At 61.9% G+C, this 16,971-nt stretch carries 15 protein-coding genes; 12 read left to right on the forward strand and 3 right to left on the reverse strand.

What is annotated here, in order from left to right; genetic code table 11:
- The first annotated feature begins 176 nt into the window (after positions 1-176).
- From AB8B02_RS20290 to AB8B02_RS20310, 5 genes are all read left to right on the forward strand, one after another.
- Complete coding sequence (locus tag AB8B02_RS20290; protein WP_439065009.1) at positions 177-1,208, forward strand: amidohydrolase family protein; 1,032 nt, start codon at positions 177-179, stop codon at positions 1,206-1,208.
- The gene (locus AB8B02_RS20295; protein ID WP_439065010.1) at positions 1,205-2,110 is read left to right on the forward strand and encodes a VOC family protein; all 906 of its coding nucleotides are present in this window, start codon (positions 1,205-1,207) and stop codon (positions 2,108-2,110) included. Before AB8B02_RS20290 ends, AB8B02_RS20295 begins: the two co-directional genes overlap by 4 nt.
- The gene (gene mhpA / locus AB8B02_RS20300) at positions 2,107-3,675 is read left to right on the forward strand and encodes a bifunctional 3-(3-hydroxy-phenyl)propionate/3-hydroxycinnamic acid hydroxylase MhpA (RefSeq protein ID WP_439065011.1); all 1,569 of its coding nucleotides are present in this window, start codon (positions 2,107-2,109) and stop codon (positions 3,673-3,675) included. Before AB8B02_RS20295 ends, mhpA begins: the two co-directional genes overlap by 4 nt.
- A 73-nt stretch (positions 3,676-3,748) precedes the next feature.
- Complete coding sequence (locus tag AB8B02_RS20305; RefSeq protein ID WP_439065012.1) at positions 3,749-4,597, forward strand: fumarylacetoacetate hydrolase family protein; 849 nt, start codon at positions 3,749-3,751, stop codon at positions 4,595-4,597.
- A gap of 124 nt (positions 4,598-4,721) precedes the next feature.
- Entirely contained in the window at positions 4,722-5,699 is a 978-nt protein-coding gene (locus tag AB8B02_RS20310; protein WP_439065013.1) for a Bug family tripartite tricarboxylate transporter substrate binding protein, read from the forward strand.
- Between the two features lie 98 nt (positions 5,700-5,797).
- Here AB8B02_RS20310 and AB8B02_RS20315 read toward each other — a convergent pair whose 3' ends face one another.
- The gene (locus tag AB8B02_RS20315; RefSeq protein WP_089266251.1) at positions 5,798-6,289 is read right to left on the reverse strand and encodes a Dps family protein; all 492 of its coding nucleotides are present in this window, start codon (positions 6,287-6,289) and stop codon (positions 5,798-5,800) included.
- 264 nt (positions 6,290-6,553) lie between these two features.
- Between AB8B02_RS20315 and AB8B02_RS20320 the strand changes: the two genes are divergently transcribed.
- Entirely contained in the window at positions 6,554-7,249 is a 696-nt protein-coding gene (locus AB8B02_RS20320) for a class I SAM-dependent methyltransferase (RefSeq protein ID WP_120287108.1), read from the forward strand.
- 201 nt (positions 7,250-7,450) lie between these two features.
- Here AB8B02_RS20320 and AB8B02_RS20325 read toward each other — a convergent pair whose 3' ends face one another.
- Positions 7,451-7,816, reverse strand: coding sequence for an ArsR/SmtB family transcription factor (locus AB8B02_RS20325; RefSeq protein ID WP_120287109.1), 366 nt, complete (start codon positions 7,814-7,816; stop codon positions 7,451-7,453).
- A 115-nt stretch (positions 7,817-7,931) separates the two neighbouring features.
- Between AB8B02_RS20325 and AB8B02_RS20330 the strand changes: the two genes are divergently transcribed.
- From AB8B02_RS20330 to AB8B02_RS20345, 4 genes are all read left to right on the forward strand, one after another.
- Positions 7,932-9,104 (forward strand): MFS transporter, encoded by a 1,173-nt coding sequence (locus AB8B02_RS20330; protein WP_439065014.1) that lies wholly within the window; start codon positions 7,932-7,934, stop codon positions 9,102-9,104.
- A gap of 171 nt (positions 9,105-9,275) precedes the next feature.
- Positions 9,276-12,740 carry a carbamoyl-phosphate synthase large subunit gene (gene carB, locus AB8B02_RS20335; protein WP_439065015.1) on the forward strand — a complete coding sequence of 1,155 codons (3,465 nt, stop codon included), beginning with the start codon at positions 9,276-9,278 and terminating at the stop codon, positions 12,738-12,740.
- 197 nt (positions 12,741-12,937) lie between these two features.
- Entirely contained in the window at positions 12,938-13,414 is a 477-nt protein-coding gene (greA, locus tag AB8B02_RS20340; RefSeq protein ID WP_068728727.1) for a transcription elongation factor GreA, read from the forward strand.
- A 202-nt stretch (positions 13,415-13,616) separates the two neighbouring features.
- Positions 13,617-14,021: a DoxX family protein gene (locus AB8B02_RS20345; RefSeq protein WP_093757105.1), complete on the forward strand. Its 405-nt coding sequence runs from the start codon at positions 13,617-13,619 to the stop codon at positions 14,019-14,021.
- Between the two features lie 69 nt (positions 14,022-14,090).
- Here AB8B02_RS20345 and AB8B02_RS20350 read toward each other — a convergent pair whose 3' ends face one another.
- Positions 14,091-14,570 (reverse strand): Lrp/AsnC family transcriptional regulator, encoded by a 480-nt coding sequence (locus AB8B02_RS20350; protein ID WP_068730339.1) that lies wholly within the window; start codon positions 14,568-14,570, stop codon positions 14,091-14,093.
- Positions 14,571-14,831: 261 nt separating this feature from the next.
- On the opposite strand from AB8B02_RS20350, the gene trxB reads away from it, so the two are divergent.
- Positions 14,832-15,797: a thioredoxin-disulfide reductase gene (trxB, locus tag AB8B02_RS20355; protein WP_184511976.1), complete on the forward strand. Its 966-nt coding sequence runs from the start codon at positions 14,832-14,834 to the stop codon at positions 15,795-15,797.
- Between the two features lie 32 nt (positions 15,798-15,829).
- On the forward strand, positions 15,830-16,723 hold the full coding sequence (locus tag AB8B02_RS20360; protein ID WP_089266250.1) for a LysR family transcriptional regulator: 894 nt from the start codon (positions 15,830-15,832) through the stop codon (positions 16,721-16,723).
- Positions 16,724-16,971 lie beyond the last annotated feature (248 nt).

The raw sequence follows: 16,971 nt of genomic DNA on the forward strand, positions 1-16,971 counted from the left end.
GAAAAATCTATAAATTTTTGTTGTCTGAGCAAGTTTATATAGGATATGAGTTTGCCGAAGGTCCTGAAAGATGACTGGCCGGGAGGCGCGACAATGTTTGGCAAGGCTCCGCAAGCGCCTGAGGCATCGGCAGTTTTCGCAGCCGTCCAGCCGCGCATTGCCCGATCACAGTGCCTATGAGCGCCATCTCCCCATGCAGCTGCGGGATCGATGTCCACGCGCATGTCGTACCCGCCTCCATCCCGTCCTACCTGGGCGCGGCGGTGCCGGCCGACTGGCCGTCGATGGCGGATGCCAACCCCTGCCACAAGCATGTGATGATGGCCGGCCGCGTCTATCGCACGGTGTCGGATCGCTGCTGGGATGTCGCCAAGCGCGTCGCGGATATGGCGGAGATGGGACTCGGCGTGCAGGCCATTTCGCCGATGCCGGAGCTGCTGTCCTATTGGATGGAGCCCGCAGCGGCGAATGATCTCCTCCGCTACATCAACGACCAGATGGCCGCGATGGTCATGCATTCCGGTGGTCGCCTCGCCGCCCTCGGCGCGGTACCGCTGCAGGACATCGACCGCGCCATTGCCGAGCTGCATCGGCTGAAGCACGAACTCGGCTTTGCGGGCATCGAGATCGGCAGCAACATCAACGGCAAGCCGATCGGGTCTCCCGACTTCGACGGATTCTTCGCCGAGGTCGAGAAGCTCGACATGGCGGTGTTCGTCCACGCCTTGCGGCCTTGCGGCATGGATCGCCTTGTCGGCCCGGCACAATTGCAGCAGGTGCTGGCCTATCCGACCGATGTCGGCCTCGCTGCCGCATCCGTCATCACCTCAAACCTCTTGCTGCGCCACCCGCGCCTGCGCATGGCGTTCAGCCACGGCGGCGGCACGCTCGCGTCGCTGCTGCCGCGGCTTCAGGAGGGATATCAGGTCTTCCCGGTATTGCAGGAGAGCATCCAGGAATCGCCGATCTTGCAGGCACGCCGGCTCTATTACGACGCGCTGGTCTATGACGACCCGACGCTGCTGCATCTGATCGCCAAGTTCGGCGCGACGCAGATCATGCTCGGCACAGACTACCCGTTCGCATTTCACGATCGCACGCCGGCAACGCGCGCCGCATCAGCGATCGGCGACGAGGCGACGCGCAATCTCGTCCTTCATGCCAATGCAAGACGTTTCCTCGACCTTGACGAGCAGGCTTCGCAATGACCCATTTCCCGATCTCCGCCCTGCGCAGCGTCGATCTCGACACGCCAGATTTGCAGCGATCCGAACAGTTCTACACATCTGTGTGGGGACTCGACCTCGTGACACGCCACGGAGGCGTCACTTACTTGCGGGCCAGCGGCAGCGACCACCATGTCGTCGCCTTGCGGCAGGGCGATCGCCCTGCGCTGAGGGCCATCACGTTCCGGCTGCATTCGGATGCGGAATTCGAAACGATCGCCGCAGCATCCGTGAAACACGGGGCCACGCTGCTCTCAGGCCCGGCTCCGAATCCGGGGCCCGATGGCGGAACGATCATGAGCATTCGCGCGCCCGGTGGCGGCGCGCTTCGCTTCGTTCATGGCGACCTGCAACATGCCGAAGCTCCGTCATCGGCCAACCGGCCGACGCGTCTCGCGCATGTCAACATCAACAGCACAGGTGTCGATGATCTCGCCGCGTTCTACGAACAGGCGCTCGGCTTTCGTCTCACCGACCGCTCGAAGATCATGGCCTTCGTTCGCTGCAACAGCGACCACCACGCCATCGTCATCGCCGACGCTGCCGTGAACGGGCTCAATCACGTCGCCTTCCTGATGCCGGATCTCGAAGCCGTGATGCGCGGCTCGGGCCGCATGATCGACGCCGGATTTCCCATTGCCTGGGGCGTCGGCCGTCACGGCCCCGGCGACAATGTGTTTGCCTATTTCATCGATCCGGTCGGGATCGTCATCGAATACACCGCCGAAGTTTTGCAGGTCGATGACAGCTATGTCGTGCGCGGCCCGGCGGAATGGGTCTGGCCACCCGGCCGCACCGATCACTGGGGCATCGCCCCACCCAAGGCCGATCACGTCAAGGCGGCACAGACCGCCGTTGGCTACGCCGACGGGAGTACCGCGTGACGCTTTCATCCGAGCAGACACGAAATGATTTTCAGGTCGTCGTGGTCGGCCATGGGCCGTCAGGCGCCATCGCGGCCAGTCTTCTTGGCGACCGTGGCATCCGCACACTGGCCATCGACCGTCAGCTAGAGGTCTATGACAAGCCGCGTGCGATCGCGATCGATCACGAGATCCTGCGCCTGCTCGACAATATCGGCGCTGCCGAGCGCGTGCTGCCTTATGTTGCTCCATTCCCCGCCTCCCAGCATTTCGGCGCCAAAGGGCAGCTGATCCGCCGGATCGACATGGTCGCGGAGCCCTATCCGCTCGGCTACACGCCCAGCATGGTGTTCACGCAGCCGCCGGTCGAAGCTGCCTTGCGCGAACATGCCGCGGCCTATGATAGCGTCGAAGTCGAGCTGGGCACCGAACTGCTCGGCTTCGAGCAATCGACCGACCGTGTGACGCTGCATTTGCGGAACGACCGCGGCGCGACGCGCGACGTTACCGCCGACTACGTCATCGCTTGCGACGGCGCATCGAGCGGCACCCGGCAACAGCTTGGCATCGCATTCGAAGATCTCGTCTTCGATGAGCCCTGGCTTGTCGTCGATCTTCAGGTCAACGACGCCTCCCTCAGCAAGCTGCCGCAGACCGCGGCGCAATTCTGCGATCCGTCGCGGCCCACGACCTTCATCATCGGCCCCGGCAATCATCGTCGCTTCGAAATCATGCTGCTGCCCGGCGAAGATCTGCGCGAGATGGAAACGGCCGCGCAAGTCTGGCGACTGCTTGCGCGCTGGATCACGCCTGATGATGCCACGCTGTGGCGTGCTGCGAGCTACCGGTTTCATGCGCTCGTCGCGAAGGAATGGCGACGCGGCCGCATCTTCCTCGCCGGCGATGCCGCACATCAGCAGCCGCCCTTCATCGGCCAGGGCATGTGCCAGGGTATCCGCGATGTCGGCAATCTGGTCTGGAAGCTCGACCGCGTACTCCGCGGACAATCCAATGCAAAATTGCTCGACAGCTACGGCGAGGAGCGCGGCGAGCATGTGCGCCAGCTCACTTCCCGCATCAAGGCCATCGGTCATGTGATCTGCGAACGCGATCCCGACGCCGCAGCAGCACGCGACGAGCGCATTCTTGCGGAGGGTGGCGGCCACCCCCGCACCATCACCCGTCAGGAAATCGTGCCGCCCTTGCAGACGGGACTACTGGCATTTCCCCTCCACCCGGCACACGGCACGTTGTTTCCACAGCCCTGGATCAGGACTGCAGAAGGACGGCGCCGTCTCGATAGCGTCGCCGGCACTGGATGGCGGCTTGTGCTCGATATGCGCAACGAACTGGAGCTCAGTCCCGATCTGCGAGCGATCCTGACTCGGCTGGACATCAGGCCAATTCGCATCGGCCCCTCCGCCGATGACGTACTTACTGAAGAAGATGGCGTTCTCGCTGCCTGGTTCGATCGCCACGGCTGTCATGCCGCCGTCGTCAGACCCGACCATTACGTCTTCGGCGTCGCCAGCGAGACCAGCGCACTCGACGCGCTGCTCACCGATCTTGCTGAGCGGCTCCGATGATCACGCCGGCCGCACAGCGTCGCCACACCACCATTCCCCACGGACACGCAGCTTCCACAGCGAGGACATCACGATGAAATTGGCAAGTTTTCAGATCGGCACCAGCAAGACCTGGGGTGTGATCGAGGGCGACGAGGCACTCGACATCGGCGCGGTTCTTGGAGCGCGCTATCCCGATCTCAAATCCGTCATTGCAGCCGACGCGCTGTCCGTGGTGCGTGATGCAGCGGACAAGGCCAAACGTATCCCGACGGCTGATATTACCTGGTTGCCGGTGATTCCGAATCCGGACAAGATTCTCTGCATCGGCCTGAACTACGAGATGCACCGCAAGGAAACCGGACGCGCCGAGGTCGACAATCCCACGGTGTTTGGCCGCTTCGCCAACAGTCAGGCCGGTCATCTCACCAATATCATCCGGCCGAAGGTCTCGACCCACCTCGACTTCGAAGGCGAACTCGCCATCATTATCGGCAAGCCCGGCCGCCACATCACGCAGGCCGATGCGTGGAGCCATATCGCCGGTTACGCCTGCTACAATGAAGGCAGCGTGCGCGATTTCCAGCGTCACACCCATCAGTTCACGCCCGGCAAGAATTTTCCGGAGACCGGCGGCTTCGGCCCCTGGATGATGACGCCGGACGAACTCGGCGACGTGGCGCCGCTGCGGCTGCAGACCCGCGTCAATGGCCAGGTCGTGCAGGACGCCACCATCGATCAAATGATCTTCGATATCCCGCGTCAGATCGAATACTGCTCGTCCTTCACCCGTCTTGAGCCGGGCGACGTGATCGCCACCGGCACGCCGGGCGGCGTCGGCGCCAAGCGCACGCCTCCGCTCTGGCTGAAGCCGGGCGATATCGTCGAAGTCGAGATCGATCGGCTAGGTGTGCTGCGCAACGGCGTGGCCGACGAAGCCTGATGCAAGCGGCAGCCCGCACCGCCAGCGCCGCGGGCTGCTTCGCACGACAAAGACCCGCTCGTTCAAAAAGCACGCCTCAACAAGCGATCAGAAATCGCAGGCCAACCATTTCAGGAGGAAGTTCATGCTCACATTGTCCCGTCGTATCTTGTTGACCGGTGGCATTCTTTGCCTCTCGCTGCCCGCCCACGCGCAATCATGGCCGCAAAAGCCGGTGACGATCGTGGTGCCGCAGGCGGCGGGCAACAGCCCGGATGTGCTGTGCCGCATCGTCGCCGAAAAACTCTCCCGCGCGCTCGGACAGCAGTTCATCGTTGAGAACCGCCCGGGCGCCGCGAACCTCGTCGGCGCACAGACGGTCGCGCGCGCCGCCCCCGACGGCTACACCTTCCTGTTCGCGACGTCGGCGGCGCTGGTCACCAATCCCTATACGTTCAAGAAACTGCCCTACGACCCCGTGAAGGATTTCGTGCCGGTGGCGATGGTGGCGCGGAGCAACCACGTCCTGCTCGTCAATCCCGAAGTAAAAGCCAAAACGCTGGCGGAATTGATCGCGCTTGAAAAATCCGCTCCCGGCTCCCTGAGCATGGCGGTCGACGGCGCGCGCAACATTTCCGGCCTGATCGCACAAACCATCAACAAGCAGGCGGGCACCAGTTTCGTCCTGGTCCCCTACAACACCATCACCAACGCGATCCAGGACAGCCTGACCGGACGCACCCAGGTGACGATCCAGTCGGCATCGGTCGCCGAATCCTTCATCAAGGCTGGCACGTTGCGCGCGCTCGCCATCGCCGGCAACAAGCGCGTCGATTCATTGCCGGATGTGCCCGCAATTGCCGAGACGCTGAAGGGCGCGGATCTGCAAGGCTGGTTCATGATGATGGCCCCGACCGGGACACCTGCCGAGATCGTCGACAAACTCAGTGCCGAGATTGCGCAGGCACTGAAATCGCCGGACGTGCTGGAGCGCGCGCCTGTACTCGGCTTCGACGTCGCCTCCGGTGACGTGGTGACGCCTGCGGGCGCAAAGCGCTTTTTCGACGCCGAGCTTGTCGCCACGGGCAAGACGATTCAGGAACTCGGCATTCAGCCTGAATAACCGCGGCCCAGCGCTTGGTGCTGAACAACGGCAACATCTCCACATGAAAACGCCCGCTGTGAAGCGGGCGCTTTGACATATTCAATCGGGAACGAAGCTTACGCCTCGTTGCCGCCTTCCTGCTGCGACGCCTCGAACAGGAACCAGGTGCGGCGCTCGGTGTCGTCGATGTAGTTTTCAAGCAGGCTGGCGCTGGCGATGTCCTTGGCGTCGTCGCAGACCTCGTGGGCCTTGCGCATCGCCGCTGCCATCTTCTTGTTGTCGTTCATCAGCTCGCGCAGCATCTCCACCGGCGGCACATAGGCCTCGTCATTGTCCTTGATGGTCTGCAGCTTGGCGACTTCGCCGATCGAGCGCAGCGTGCGACCGCCGATCTTGCGCACGCGTTCCGCCAACGGGTCTGTCGTCGCAAAAATCTGGTCGGACTGCTCGTCGAGCATCAGGTGATAGTCGCGGAAATGGCGCCCGCTGAGATGCCAGTGAAAATTCTTGGTCTTCAGGTAAAGCGCGAAAGCGTCGGCGAGCAACCCGTTCAGCGCCTTGGCCACCTTCTCCACGGCGTCGGCTGAGAGGTCAGTCGGGGTATTCATTTCGGCAGCGATTTTCGATGTCTTGGTGCTCACGTTACTTACCTTCCCGTGTTGGATGATTTGATGGCTGGAGGGTTGTCGTCAGGGCGGAAGATTTCAGGAAAAATCGGAGTGGTCTTGACGGAAAGCACTGCAAATTTCCGAAAACTGCGGTTCTTGAAGGAAAGGCGGTTTCCCACGCGCCTGAAAACGCTCTAGACCGTTTCAACGCATCACAAATATAGGGGTTCCCGACACGGGAACAACAATCGGGCCGGGCAGACGATGGAAGATTGGATCGATTATTACGATTCCACGCATACGATTTATGCGAGCAAGCTGCATCGTGACGTGCATTTCGAGGTCATCGCCCGCGATATCATTGGCTATATCGCCTCTCAGGATGCCGTCGTGCTCGACTATGCCTGCGGTGAAGCACTCTCGGCCGCCAAAGTGGCCAATGCCTGCAGCAAGCTGATCCTGGCAGAGCCCGCGCCTGGCGTTCGCGGCCGACTGGTCGCCCGCTTCGCGCCCAACACCAAAATCCGGGTCCGTTCGCTGGAAGAGTTGCGCAACATGACGGCGCAGTCGATCGACCTGGCTGTCATGAATTCCGTGGCTCAGTACATGACAGGCCCCGAACTCGACGATGCCTTTGCAATCATCAAGCGGCTGCTGGCGCCTGGCGGCAAGCTGGTGGTCGGCGACATCCTGCAGCCCGATGTCGGCATGGCGACCGATGTCATGGCGCTGCTGAAGCTCGCCCGGGAACACGGCTTTCTGTGGGATGCATTCGTCGGACTCGTGCGCACGGCCCTCTCTGACTACCGACAGCTGCGCACCAAGGTTGGCCTGCAGCGCTACAGCGAGGCGGAGATGCTGGCCAAGCTGACCGCGGCCGGTTTCCGGGCGTCGCGGGCGCCGATCAATATCGGCCACAATTCCTCGCGCATGACCTTCGTCGCCCATCACGCATTCTGAGGCATCGGCTCGGGCAAACGGACGATTAAGGTTAACAGACGGTTTACAAAACTTGAGGTGGATCGCCACCCCGTGATCGGTAACATGTGCTCGGCCCGGTGGCGGAAATGTCTACGCGGGGGCGATGCATCGCTCTTTATCCTGGTTCACGTCCAGGCTGGGCCTCCAACCTTTCAGACATTTACCAGTGGGTCGGCGCTGTCAGGTTTCGGTGAATTCCAGCACCGGAAGCTGCAGGCGCTCGGCATCGCGCTCGGCCGATGCGAGCACCGCATCCAGCAAACCCGGAAATCTGCTCTCGAGATCTTCGCGGCGCAGTTTCATCAAACGCGCCGTCCCCACCGCGCGCGTTTCCATCAGGCCGGCCTCGCGCAGTTTCGCAAAATGATAGGCGAGATTGGATTTGCCGCTGAGGCCGTAAAAATCGCCACAGCGCAATTCACCGACCTCTTTCTCGCGTTTGGCCAGATTATAGACGATCGCCAGCCGGATCGGATCGCTCAGGCAATCCATCACGCCAGGCAATTCGATCTGTTCGCGCGTGGGATGCGGGAGAATGCGGCTCATGACTCCTCAATACTGAATCCAACCGGCCGCCGCAATGTTCAATATTTCTTGAACCATTTGACATTTTGCACCGCCGCATCAATAGTTCAACAGACCTTGAACTAAGGATGTAGTGATGAGCGTGTTCTGGCTGGCCCTGGCGGCATTTGCGATTGGGACCGAAGCATTTGTGATTGCTGGCCTTCTTCCAATCATGGCAGCGGACCTGAATGTCACGTTGGCGGCTACGGGACAATTGGTCACCGTTTACGCCATCACCTATGCCATCGGCTCGCCGATCCTGGCTGTGCTGTTCAGCAATTTTGACCGCCGCACCGTCGTTTCGTTGGCGCTGGTCTGCTTCATCCTCGGAAATCTTTTAGCGGCCGTTGCGACCACATTCGGCACTCTCCTGCTATCGCGCATGCTGATGGCTGTGGGCGCGGGACTGTGCATGCCGACCGCCATGGCCGTCGCAATCGCGATCGCTGCACCGGAACGCCGTGGCCGCGCCGCGTCGCTGGTGATCTCCGGCCTGACGGTGGCGACGGTTCTGGGCGTGCCGCTCGGAACCTGGGTCGGCAGTCATTTTGGCTGGCGGTCGACATTCGTGATGGTCGCAGCGCTCGGCGCCGTCGCATTGGCCGGGCTGCTGCTGGGACTGCCCCGCGGTTTGCCACGCACTGCTGCCACACTCGGTCAGAGGCTTGCCGTCGCGCGCCATCCCGAAGTGCTGAAAACCCTTGCCGTAACCTGCATGTGGGGCCTCGGGGGCTTTACCTCATTCACCTATCTGGCTGTGCCGCTGCATCGGCTCGGCTTTGACGCCAACGGAATCAGCCTGGCGCTGCTGGTCTTTGGCGTCGCCGCGGCCATCGGAAACACCCTGGGCGGCGCGATGTCCGACCGTATCGGACCGCTCCGGACCTCAACGCTGGGCCTGATCGGCATGATGCTGTCACTGACGCTGCAATCGGCGGCCCTGACATTCGCACCGCCCGCCACTGCGGGTGTGCTGTTTCTGGTCTTCATTTTTTCCCAGGGCATTGCCGGCTGGATGTTCTATCCCGGACAGGTCGCACATCTCGTGCGCATCACGCCGGAAGCCTCGGTCATCGCGCTCTCGCTGAACGCCTCGGCCATGTATATCGGCTTTGCCGGCGGCAGCGCGTTGGGCGGCGTGGTGCTGTCGACATTGAGCTCCAACCACCTCGGCTGGATCGGCGGCTGCGCCGAGGCGGCAGCCCTCGTGCTCGTCCTCGCCGGACACCTTCTGAAGCGCCCGAAACCGGCCCAAATTGCCGGTTGATGGCACCTTCAAAAGCCTTCCCCGCCCCGTTATAGTGGTCTAAAGACAGCCGCGCGCGAGGATCGGCCTATGGCTCCCTGAGGGGTCAATGGCTGGTTTGGCGCCCGGGCCCGAGGGACGCGCGTATGCGCGCCCTTTTTTTGTGCCGATTTGTCACCACCGCGAGTTTAAATGCCAAAACGCACCGACATATCCACCATCCTGATCATCGGCGCCGGTCCTATCGTGATCGGCCAGGCCTGCGAGTTCGACTATTCGGGCACGCAAGCCGTCAAGACGCTCAAGGAAGAGGGCTACCGGATCGTTCTGGTCAATTCCAATCCGGCCACGATCATGACGGACCCGGAACTGGCGGACGCGACCTATATCGAGCCGATCACACCCGAGATCGTCGCCAAGATCATCGAAAAGGAGCGCGGCGACCGCTCCAAGGGTTTTGCGCTGCTGCCGACCATGGGCGGCCAGACCGCGCTGAACTGCGCGCTGTCGCTGCGCCAGCAGGGCACGCTGGAGAAGTTCGACGTCGAGATGATCGGCGCGACCGCCGAAGCGATCGACAAGGCCGAAGACCGCCAGCTGTTCCGCGAGGCGATGACGAAAATCGGGCTGGAGACGCCGAAGTCGCGGCTCGCCAACGCATCCGCGCTGAAGAAACAGTATCGCGAGCAGCACCAGGCCGAAAAGGCCAAGCTAACGGGCGACGCGCTGGCCGAACACGAACGCCAGTGGGTGCTCCATGAAGGTGACCGCCGCAAGCGTTATCAGGAGCACGCGCTTGGCCAGGCGCTGATGGCGCTGTCTGAAATTGGTTTGCCCGCGATCATCCGCCCGTCCTTCACCATGGGCGGCACCGGCGGCGGCATTGCCTATAACCGCGAAGAATTCCTCGACATCATCGAGCGCGGCCTCGACGCGTCTCCGACCAACGAAGTGCTGATCGAAGAGTCAGTGCTCGGCTGGAAAGAGTACGAGATGGAAGTCGTCCGCGACAAGAAGGACAACTGCATCATCATCTGCTCGATCGAGAATCTCGATCCGATGGGCGTGCATACCGGCGACTCCATCACCGTCGCGCCGGCGCTGACGTTGACCGATAAAGAATATCAGATCATGCGCGACGCCTCGCTGGCGGTGCTGCGCGAGATCGGCGTCGAGACCGGCGGCTCCAACGTGCAGTTCGGCGTCAATCCCGCCGACGGCCGCATGGTCGTGATCGAAATGAATCCGCGCGTGTCGCGCTCGTCGGCGCTGGCGTCGAAGGCCACCGGCTTCCCGATCGCCAAGGTCGCGGCAAAGCTTGCCGTTGGTTACACGCTGGATGAAATCGCCAACGACATCACTGGCGGCGCAACCCCTGCGTCGTTCGAGCCGACCATCGACTATGTCGTCACCAAGATTCCCCGCTTTGCCTTCGAGAAATTCCCGGGCGCATCGCGCACGCTGACCACGTCGATGAAGTCGGTCGGCGAAGTGATGGCCATCGGCCGCACATTCCAGGAAAGCTTGCAGAAGGCACTGCGCGGACTTGAAACCGGCCTGACCGGTCTCGACGAAATCGAGATCGAGGATCTCGGCCGCGGCGACGACAAGAACGCCATCCGCGCTGCTCTGGGCACACCGACGCCAGACCGTCTGTTGCAGGTTGGCCAGGCCATGCGTCTGGGCTGGACCGACGAGGAGATCTTCAACTCCTGCAAGATCGATCCGTGGTTCCTCGCCGAGATGCGCGGCATCGTCGAAATGGAAGCCAAGGTGAAGGCCAATGGCCTGCCCGCCAACGCCTTCGGCATGCGGACGCTGAAGGCCATGGGCTTCTCCGACGCGCGCCTCGCCGTGCTCGCCGGCAAGACCGAGGCCGACGTCAAGGCACTGCGCCGCTCGCTCGATGTGCGCCCGGTGTTCAAGCGCATCGACACCTGCGCCGCCGAATTCGCCTCGCCGACCGCTTACATGTATTCGACCTATGAGTCGTCCTTCGCCGGCAGCTTCGCCGACGAGAGTCAGCCGTCGGACAAGAACAAGGTCATCATTCTTGGCGGCGGCCCGAACCGTATCGGCCAGGGCATCGAGTTCGACTATTGCTGCTGTCACGCCTGCTTCGCGCTGGCCGACGCCGGCTACGAAACCATCATGGTCAACTGCAATCCGGAGACCGTGTCGACCGACTACGACACGGCGGATCGCCTGTATTTCGAACCGCTGACTGCCGAAGATGTGCTCGAGATCATCGACACCGAACGTCAGAACGGCACGCTGCATGGCGTGATCGTGCAGTTCGGCGGCCAGACCCCGCTGAAGCTCGCGCGCGCGCTGGAAGCCGCCGACGTGCCGATCCTCGGTACCTCGCCGGATGCCATCGATCTTGCCGAAGATCGCGATCGCTTCAAGCGCATCCTCGACAAGCTCAAGCTCAAGCAGCCGAAGAACGGCATCGCCTATTCGGTCGAACAGGCCCGCCTCGTCGCAGCCGATCTCGGCCTGCCGCTGGTGGTGCGTCCGTCCTATGTGCTCGGCGGCCGCGCGATGCAGATCATCCGCGAGGAAAGCCAGCTCGGCGATTACCTGCTCGGCACGCTGCCGGAGCTGGTGCCCGGCGACGTCAAGGCGCGCTATCCGAACGACAAGACCGGCCAGATCAATACGGTGCTCGGCACCAATCCGCTGCTGTTCGATCGCTACCTGTCGGATGCCATCGAAGTCGACGTCGACTGCCTGTGCGATGGCAAGGATACCTTCATCGTCGGCATCATGGAGCATATCGAGGAAGCTGGCATTCACTCCGGCGACTCGGCCTGCTCGCTGCCGCCGCATTCGCTCGACGACGACATGATCGCCGAACTCGAACGCCAGACCCGCGACATGGCGCTCGGCCTCGACGTGGTCGGACTGATGAACGTGCAGTTCGCGGTCAAGGATCGCGACATCTACGTGCTCGAAGTCAATCCGCGCGCGTCGCGCACCGTGCCTTTCGTTGCCAAGGTGATGGGCATGCCGGTGGCCAAGATCGCCGCGCGTATCATGGCCGGCGAGAAGCTCGCCGACTTCAGTCTGAAGAAGCGCAAGCTCGACCATGTCGGCGTCAAGGAATCGGTCTTCCCGTTCGCGCGCTTCCCCGGCGTCGATACGGTGCTCGGCCCGGAGATGCGCTCCACCGGCGAAGTGATGGGCATCGACCGCTCGTTCGAAATCGCCTTCGCCAAGAGCCAGCTCGGTGGCGGCACCCGCGTGCCGCGGAGTGGCTCCGTGTTCGTGTCCGTGCGCGAAAGCGACAAGACGCGCATTCTCGATGCCGTGAAGCTGCTCTCGTCGAACGGCTTCAAGGTGCTCGCGACGTCAGGGACCCAGCGCTTCCTGGTCGACAACGGCGTCCCCGCCGAGAAGATCAACAAGGTGCTGGAAGGCCGGCCGCACATCGTCGATGCCATCACCAATGGCGAGATTCAGCTGGTTCTGAACACCACCGACGGGCCGCAGGCCCTGGCGGACAGCCGCTCGCTGCGGCGGGCTGCCCTCTTGCATAAAGTACCGTATTACACCACTCTTTCGGGTGCCGTGGCGGCTGCACAGGGCGTCCGGGCCTATCTGGGCGGGGACCTTGAGGTCCGCACATTGCAGAGTTACTTTTCCGAAGCCTGAATTCGGGCGGACTGCAGGTCCGACGAGATCAGCTAGGCAAGGCACGACCGGAACTCACCGGTCGCGTTTTTGTTTTGTTTCGGCACTCGAAGCCGGCGTCTGAACTGGCTGCAAGCGCAGCCAAGCCGACATCTTGCAGAACGAATGGTTTCATGCGCGCGCCGCCGCGTTCCGCATGACGTTAGAGGACGAAGAGAATGGTTGAGAAGGTCCCGATGACAGCAGGTGGCTACGCTGCGCTGGAGGTCGAGCTGAAGGAACGTCAGTCGGTGCACCGTCCGCGGATCATCGAGCAGATCGCCGAAGCGCGCTCCCATGGCGACCTCTCGGAAAATGCCGAGTATCACGCCGCCAAGGAAGAGCAGTCGCATAATGAAGGCCGCATCAGCGATATCGAGGACAAGCTCGCCCGCGCCGATATCATCGATATCTCGAAGCTGTCCGGCGATACCATCAAGTTCGGCGCGACCGTGACGCTGATCGATGAGGACACCGAGAAGAAGGCAGTCTGGCAGATCGTCGGCGAGCCCGAGGCTGATGCCAAGAAAGGTCGCATCTCGATTACCTCGCCACTGGCGCGTGCGCTGATCGGCAAGAGCAAAGGCGCATCGGTCGAAGTCGTCGCTCCCGGCGGGGCCAAGGCCTATGAGATCACCAAGGTCGAGTGGCGCTGATCGACAGCGCTCAACGCGAAAACAAGAAAGCCGCGCATGATGCGCGGCTTTTTTATTATCCCCTGATGGCGGTATCCAGCCATCGCTACTCACGAAAACTTCTGGAATACTTCCACAGCTCACGTGTTTTCACACGAGAGTGACCAGCATTTTGCATTGCAGTAATGCTAGAAACGATGGTCATCACAGGGGGACTAATGACATGGACCAAGCCTTCGCTAAATTTCAGCCTGCTGCACTAAGCCTTTTCCGCTTCATCACCGGCCTGCTGCTGCTGCAGTATGGCATCGCCAAGATCTTCAAATTTCCGGTTCTGCCTTATTTCGCGAATATCCCGCCGTTGATCCAGGTCGCGGCAACGCTTGAACTCGTCGGCGGTGCGCTGCTGCTGCTCGGCCTGTTCACGCGCCCAGTTGCGTTCATCCTCGCCGGTGAAATGGCCTTCGCTTACTTCCTCGGCCACATGTTTAAAGGCGCGGATCCGGTTTTCCTGCCGCTGCTGAACGGCGGCACCGCTGCCATCCTGTTCTGCTTCTCCTGCCTCTATCTTGCGACGTCAGGCGGAGGCCCGATCAGCCTCGACGCGATACTGCGCAAGAAGAGCTAAGCTCGACATCACGGCAATAAAAAAGGGCGCTCACCGCAAGGTGGGCGCCCTTTGCTTTAACACTCGCTGCTAATCCGCGGCCCTCAGCTCAAGCGGCACCGCGGCAGCGTATTTCGAGTTCTGCAAGACCAAGGACGTGCGGACGTTGCGGACATGCGGTGCGGCCGTGAGATGGCCGACGAAATCCTGGAAGGTCGCCATGTCGGGCGCCACGCATTTCAGGATGAAATCGATCTCGCCCGATAGCATCCAGCACTCCCGCACCAAAGGCTCCTTGCGGACGAAATCCTCGAACGCCTTGAGATCGGCATCGGCCTGACTCGACAGGTGGACCGAGGCAAACACGGTAACGTCGAAACCGAGCAATCGGGGATCCAGCAACCCGCGGTAGCCCTGGATATAGCCAGCCTCTTCCAGGGTCCGGACCCGGCGCAGGCAGGGCGGCGGCGAGATGCCAACGCGCTTGGCGAGTTCCACATTGGTGATTCGGCCGTCGGCCTGGATTTCGCTGAGAATTTTGAGGTCGATGTCGTCTAGGCTTTTCGGCACGCGGCGCGGATCCTGGCTGGTATTCAAACAAACCGTTTGAACGCTCTTAGCGCAGGAGCCGCAACTTGCGCAATTTTATTGCGCGTGCATCGCAGAAATTAAGCGTCTCCGGGGGAAAAATTGCCGGGACGAATTGCAATTCTTGCATGGCTCGCCAGATATTCTACACTAGCAGACAAGACTTTCGACGCCGCAGCGACGTGTTCGCCGGCACATTTCGCCTCAGCAATGACCAATTTCCCTTCAGAAAGGGACTCGACCATGGCCGCCCCCATCCATGCCAAAGTCGTCATCATCGGCTCAGGCCCGGCTGGCTACACTGCCGCTATCTACGCCGCACGCGCGATGCTCGAGCCCGTCCTGATCCAGGGGATTCAGCCTGGCGGCCAGCTGACCATCACCACGGATGTCGAGAACTATCCGGGCTTCGCCGACGTCGTCCAGGGGCCCTGGCTGATGGAGCAGATGGAGAAGCAGGCGCATCATGTCGGCACCAAGATCGTCACCGATCTGGTCAGTGACATGGATCTAAGCCAGCGTCCGTTCCGCCTGACCTGCGACAGCGGCGATGTCTATCTCGCCGAAACCGTGATCCTGGCCACCGGCGCGCAGGCGCGCTGGCTCGGTATCCCGTCGGAAGAGAAATTCCAGGGCGGCGGCGTATCCGCCTGTGCCACCTGCGACGGATTCTTCTATCGCAACAAGGAAGTGATCGTGGTCGGCGGCGGCAACACGGCCGTCGAGGAAGCTTTGTTCCTGACCAATTTCGCCTCGCAGGTCACCATCGTGCATCGCCGCGACCATTTCCGTGCCGAACGCATCCTGCAGGAGCGACTGTTCAAGCACCCGAAGATCAAGGTGGTCTGGGACTCGGCGCTCGACGAGATCTGCGGCACCGAAGGCCCGGCCAAGGTCACCCATGTGCGCCTGAAAAACGTCAAGACCGGCGCCATCACTCAGGTGCCAGCCGACGGCGTCTTCATTGCCATCGGCCACGCGCCCGCGACCGAACTCATCAAGGGCCAGATCAAGCTGAAGCCCTCGGGCTATGTCGAAGTGGCTCCGAATTCCACCGCAACCTCGATGCCCGGCGTGTTCGCCGCCGGCGACGTGGCGGATGAAACCTATCGGCAGGCGGTCACCGCCGCCGGCATGGGCTGCATGGCCGCCCTCGAAGCCGAACGCTATCTTGCCGCGCATGCTCATGACCGCGCAGCGGCCGAATGATGATCAAACGAACCCGCGACGGATTTACAGATATGGACTGGGACAAGCTGAAGGTGTTTCACGCGGCGGCGGAAGCGGGGAGCTTCACGCATGCAGGCGAGCAACTGGGCCTGTCGCAATCGGCAGTCTCACGACAGGTGAGCGCGCTTGAGCAGGAGCTGGCGGTCTCGCTGTTCCACCGCCACGCCCGCGGCCTGATCCTCACCGAACAGGGCGACCTGCTGTTCCGCACCGCCCATGACGTGTTCATGCAGCTCCAGGCGGCCCGCGCAAAGCTGACTGACAGCCGCGAGCGGCCTAGCGGCGACCTCAAGGTCACCACAACCCCGGGCGTCGGCATCAACTGGCTGATCCCGCGCCTTGGCGAGTTCACAGCGCTCTATCCGGAAATCCGCATTTCGCTGATCGTCACCGACGAGGAACTCGACCTGTCGATGCGCGAAGCCGATGTGGCCATCCGCACCCGCAAGCCGACCCAGCCGGACCTGATCCAGCGCAAGCTGTTCGCCATGGGATTCCACGCTTATTGCTCGCCGGAATATATCAAGCATTTCGGCACCCCGCGCACCCTCGACGAACTCGACGGGCACCGCATCATCATGCTCAGCGACGCCCAGGTGTCCCCGCACCTGCAAAACCGCAGCTGGCTGATCGATGCCGGGCGCAACGGCTCCGGCCCGCGCGAACCCTACTTCAAGGTCAACAATATTCTGGGCCTGATGCGCGCCTGCCAGCAGGGCTTGGGCATTGCAGCATTGCCGGATTACCTGGTCGAAGAAAACGATCGTCTGGTTCAGCTCTTCAGTGAGTCGGACTCGATTCAACTCGACACTTATTTTGTCTATCCCGAAGAGTTGAAGACGGTCGCCCGTGTGCAGGTGTTCCGCGACTTCATCGTCAGCAAGGCACAGCGCTGGCCGTCCTAACCCGCAATATTTCAGGGCAGATATGCCCACGCTTCCCAGCATGTCAGACATGCCAAGTGATGCGTTGCTGCATGCCACCTTCAGGGATCATACTTCTCAGACGCTGAGATTTTGCGCTGCGCATTTGTCCCCCTCCTCCAGTGGTGCGAAGTCTCAGTAATCCCTCTTGGAAGGTGATTGTGTCGGCCTCTCGAGGCCAATACCTCAGAGCCGGACTCGTTTGAGTCCGGCTTTTTTTTGCGCCCGCG

It is taken from the genome of Tardiphaga sp. 862_B3_N4_1 (assembly GCF_051811085.1).
GTDB classification, from domain to species: Bacteria; Pseudomonadota; Alphaproteobacteria; order Rhizobiales; family Xanthobacteraceae; genus Tardiphaga; species Tardiphaga robiniae.

What these genes read in the sequence shown, in the direction of transcription:
- AB8B02_RS20290 (WP_439065009.1), top strand. Translation starts at nt 177, where the DNA reads ATGAGCGCCATCTCCCCATGCAGCTGCGGGATCGATGTCCACGCGCAT.
- AB8B02_RS20295 (WP_439065010.1), top strand. Translation starts at nt 1,205, where the DNA reads ATGACCCATTTCCCGATCTCCGCCCTGCGCAGCGTCGATCTCGACACG.
- AB8B02_RS20305 (WP_439065012.1), top strand. Translation starts at nt 3,749, where the DNA reads ATGAAATTGGCAAGTTTTCAGATCGGCACCAGCAAGACCTGGGGTGTG.
- AB8B02_RS20310 (WP_439065013.1), top strand. Translation starts at nt 4,722, where the DNA reads ATGCTCACATTGTCCCGTCGTATCTTGTTGACCGGTGGCATTCTTTGC.
- AB8B02_RS20315 (WP_089266251.1), bottom strand. Translation starts at nt 6,289, where the DNA reads ATGAATACCCCGACTGACCTCTCAGCCGACGCCGTGGAGAAGGTGGCC.
- AB8B02_RS20320 (WP_120287108.1), top strand. Translation starts at nt 6,554, where the DNA reads ATGGAAGATTGGATCGATTATTACGATTCCACGCATACGATTTATGCG.
- AB8B02_RS20325 (WP_120287109.1), bottom strand. Translation starts at nt 7,816, where the DNA reads ATGAGCCGCATTCTCCCGCATCCCACGCGCGAACAGATCGAATTGCCT.
- AB8B02_RS20330 (WP_439065014.1), top strand. Translation starts at nt 7,932, where the DNA reads ATGAGCGTGTTCTGGCTGGCCCTGGCGGCATTTGCGATTGGGACCGAA.
- carB (WP_439065015.1), top strand. Translation starts at nt 9,276, where the DNA reads ATGCCAAAACGCACCGACATATCCACCATCCTGATCATCGGCGCCGGT.
- greA (WP_068728727.1), top strand. Translation starts at nt 12,938, where the DNA reads ATGGTTGAGAAGGTCCCGATGACAGCAGGTGGCTACGCTGCGCTGGAG.
- AB8B02_RS20345 (WP_093757105.1), top strand. Translation starts at nt 13,617, where the DNA reads ATGGACCAAGCCTTCGCTAAATTTCAGCCTGCTGCACTAAGCCTTTTC.
- trxB (WP_184511976.1), top strand. Translation starts at nt 14,832, where the DNA reads ATGGCCGCCCCCATCCATGCCAAAGTCGTCATCATCGGCTCAGGCCCG.
- AB8B02_RS20360 (WP_089266250.1), top strand. Translation starts at nt 15,830, where the DNA reads ATGGACTGGGACAAGCTGAAGGTGTTTCACGCGGCGGCGGAAGCGGGG.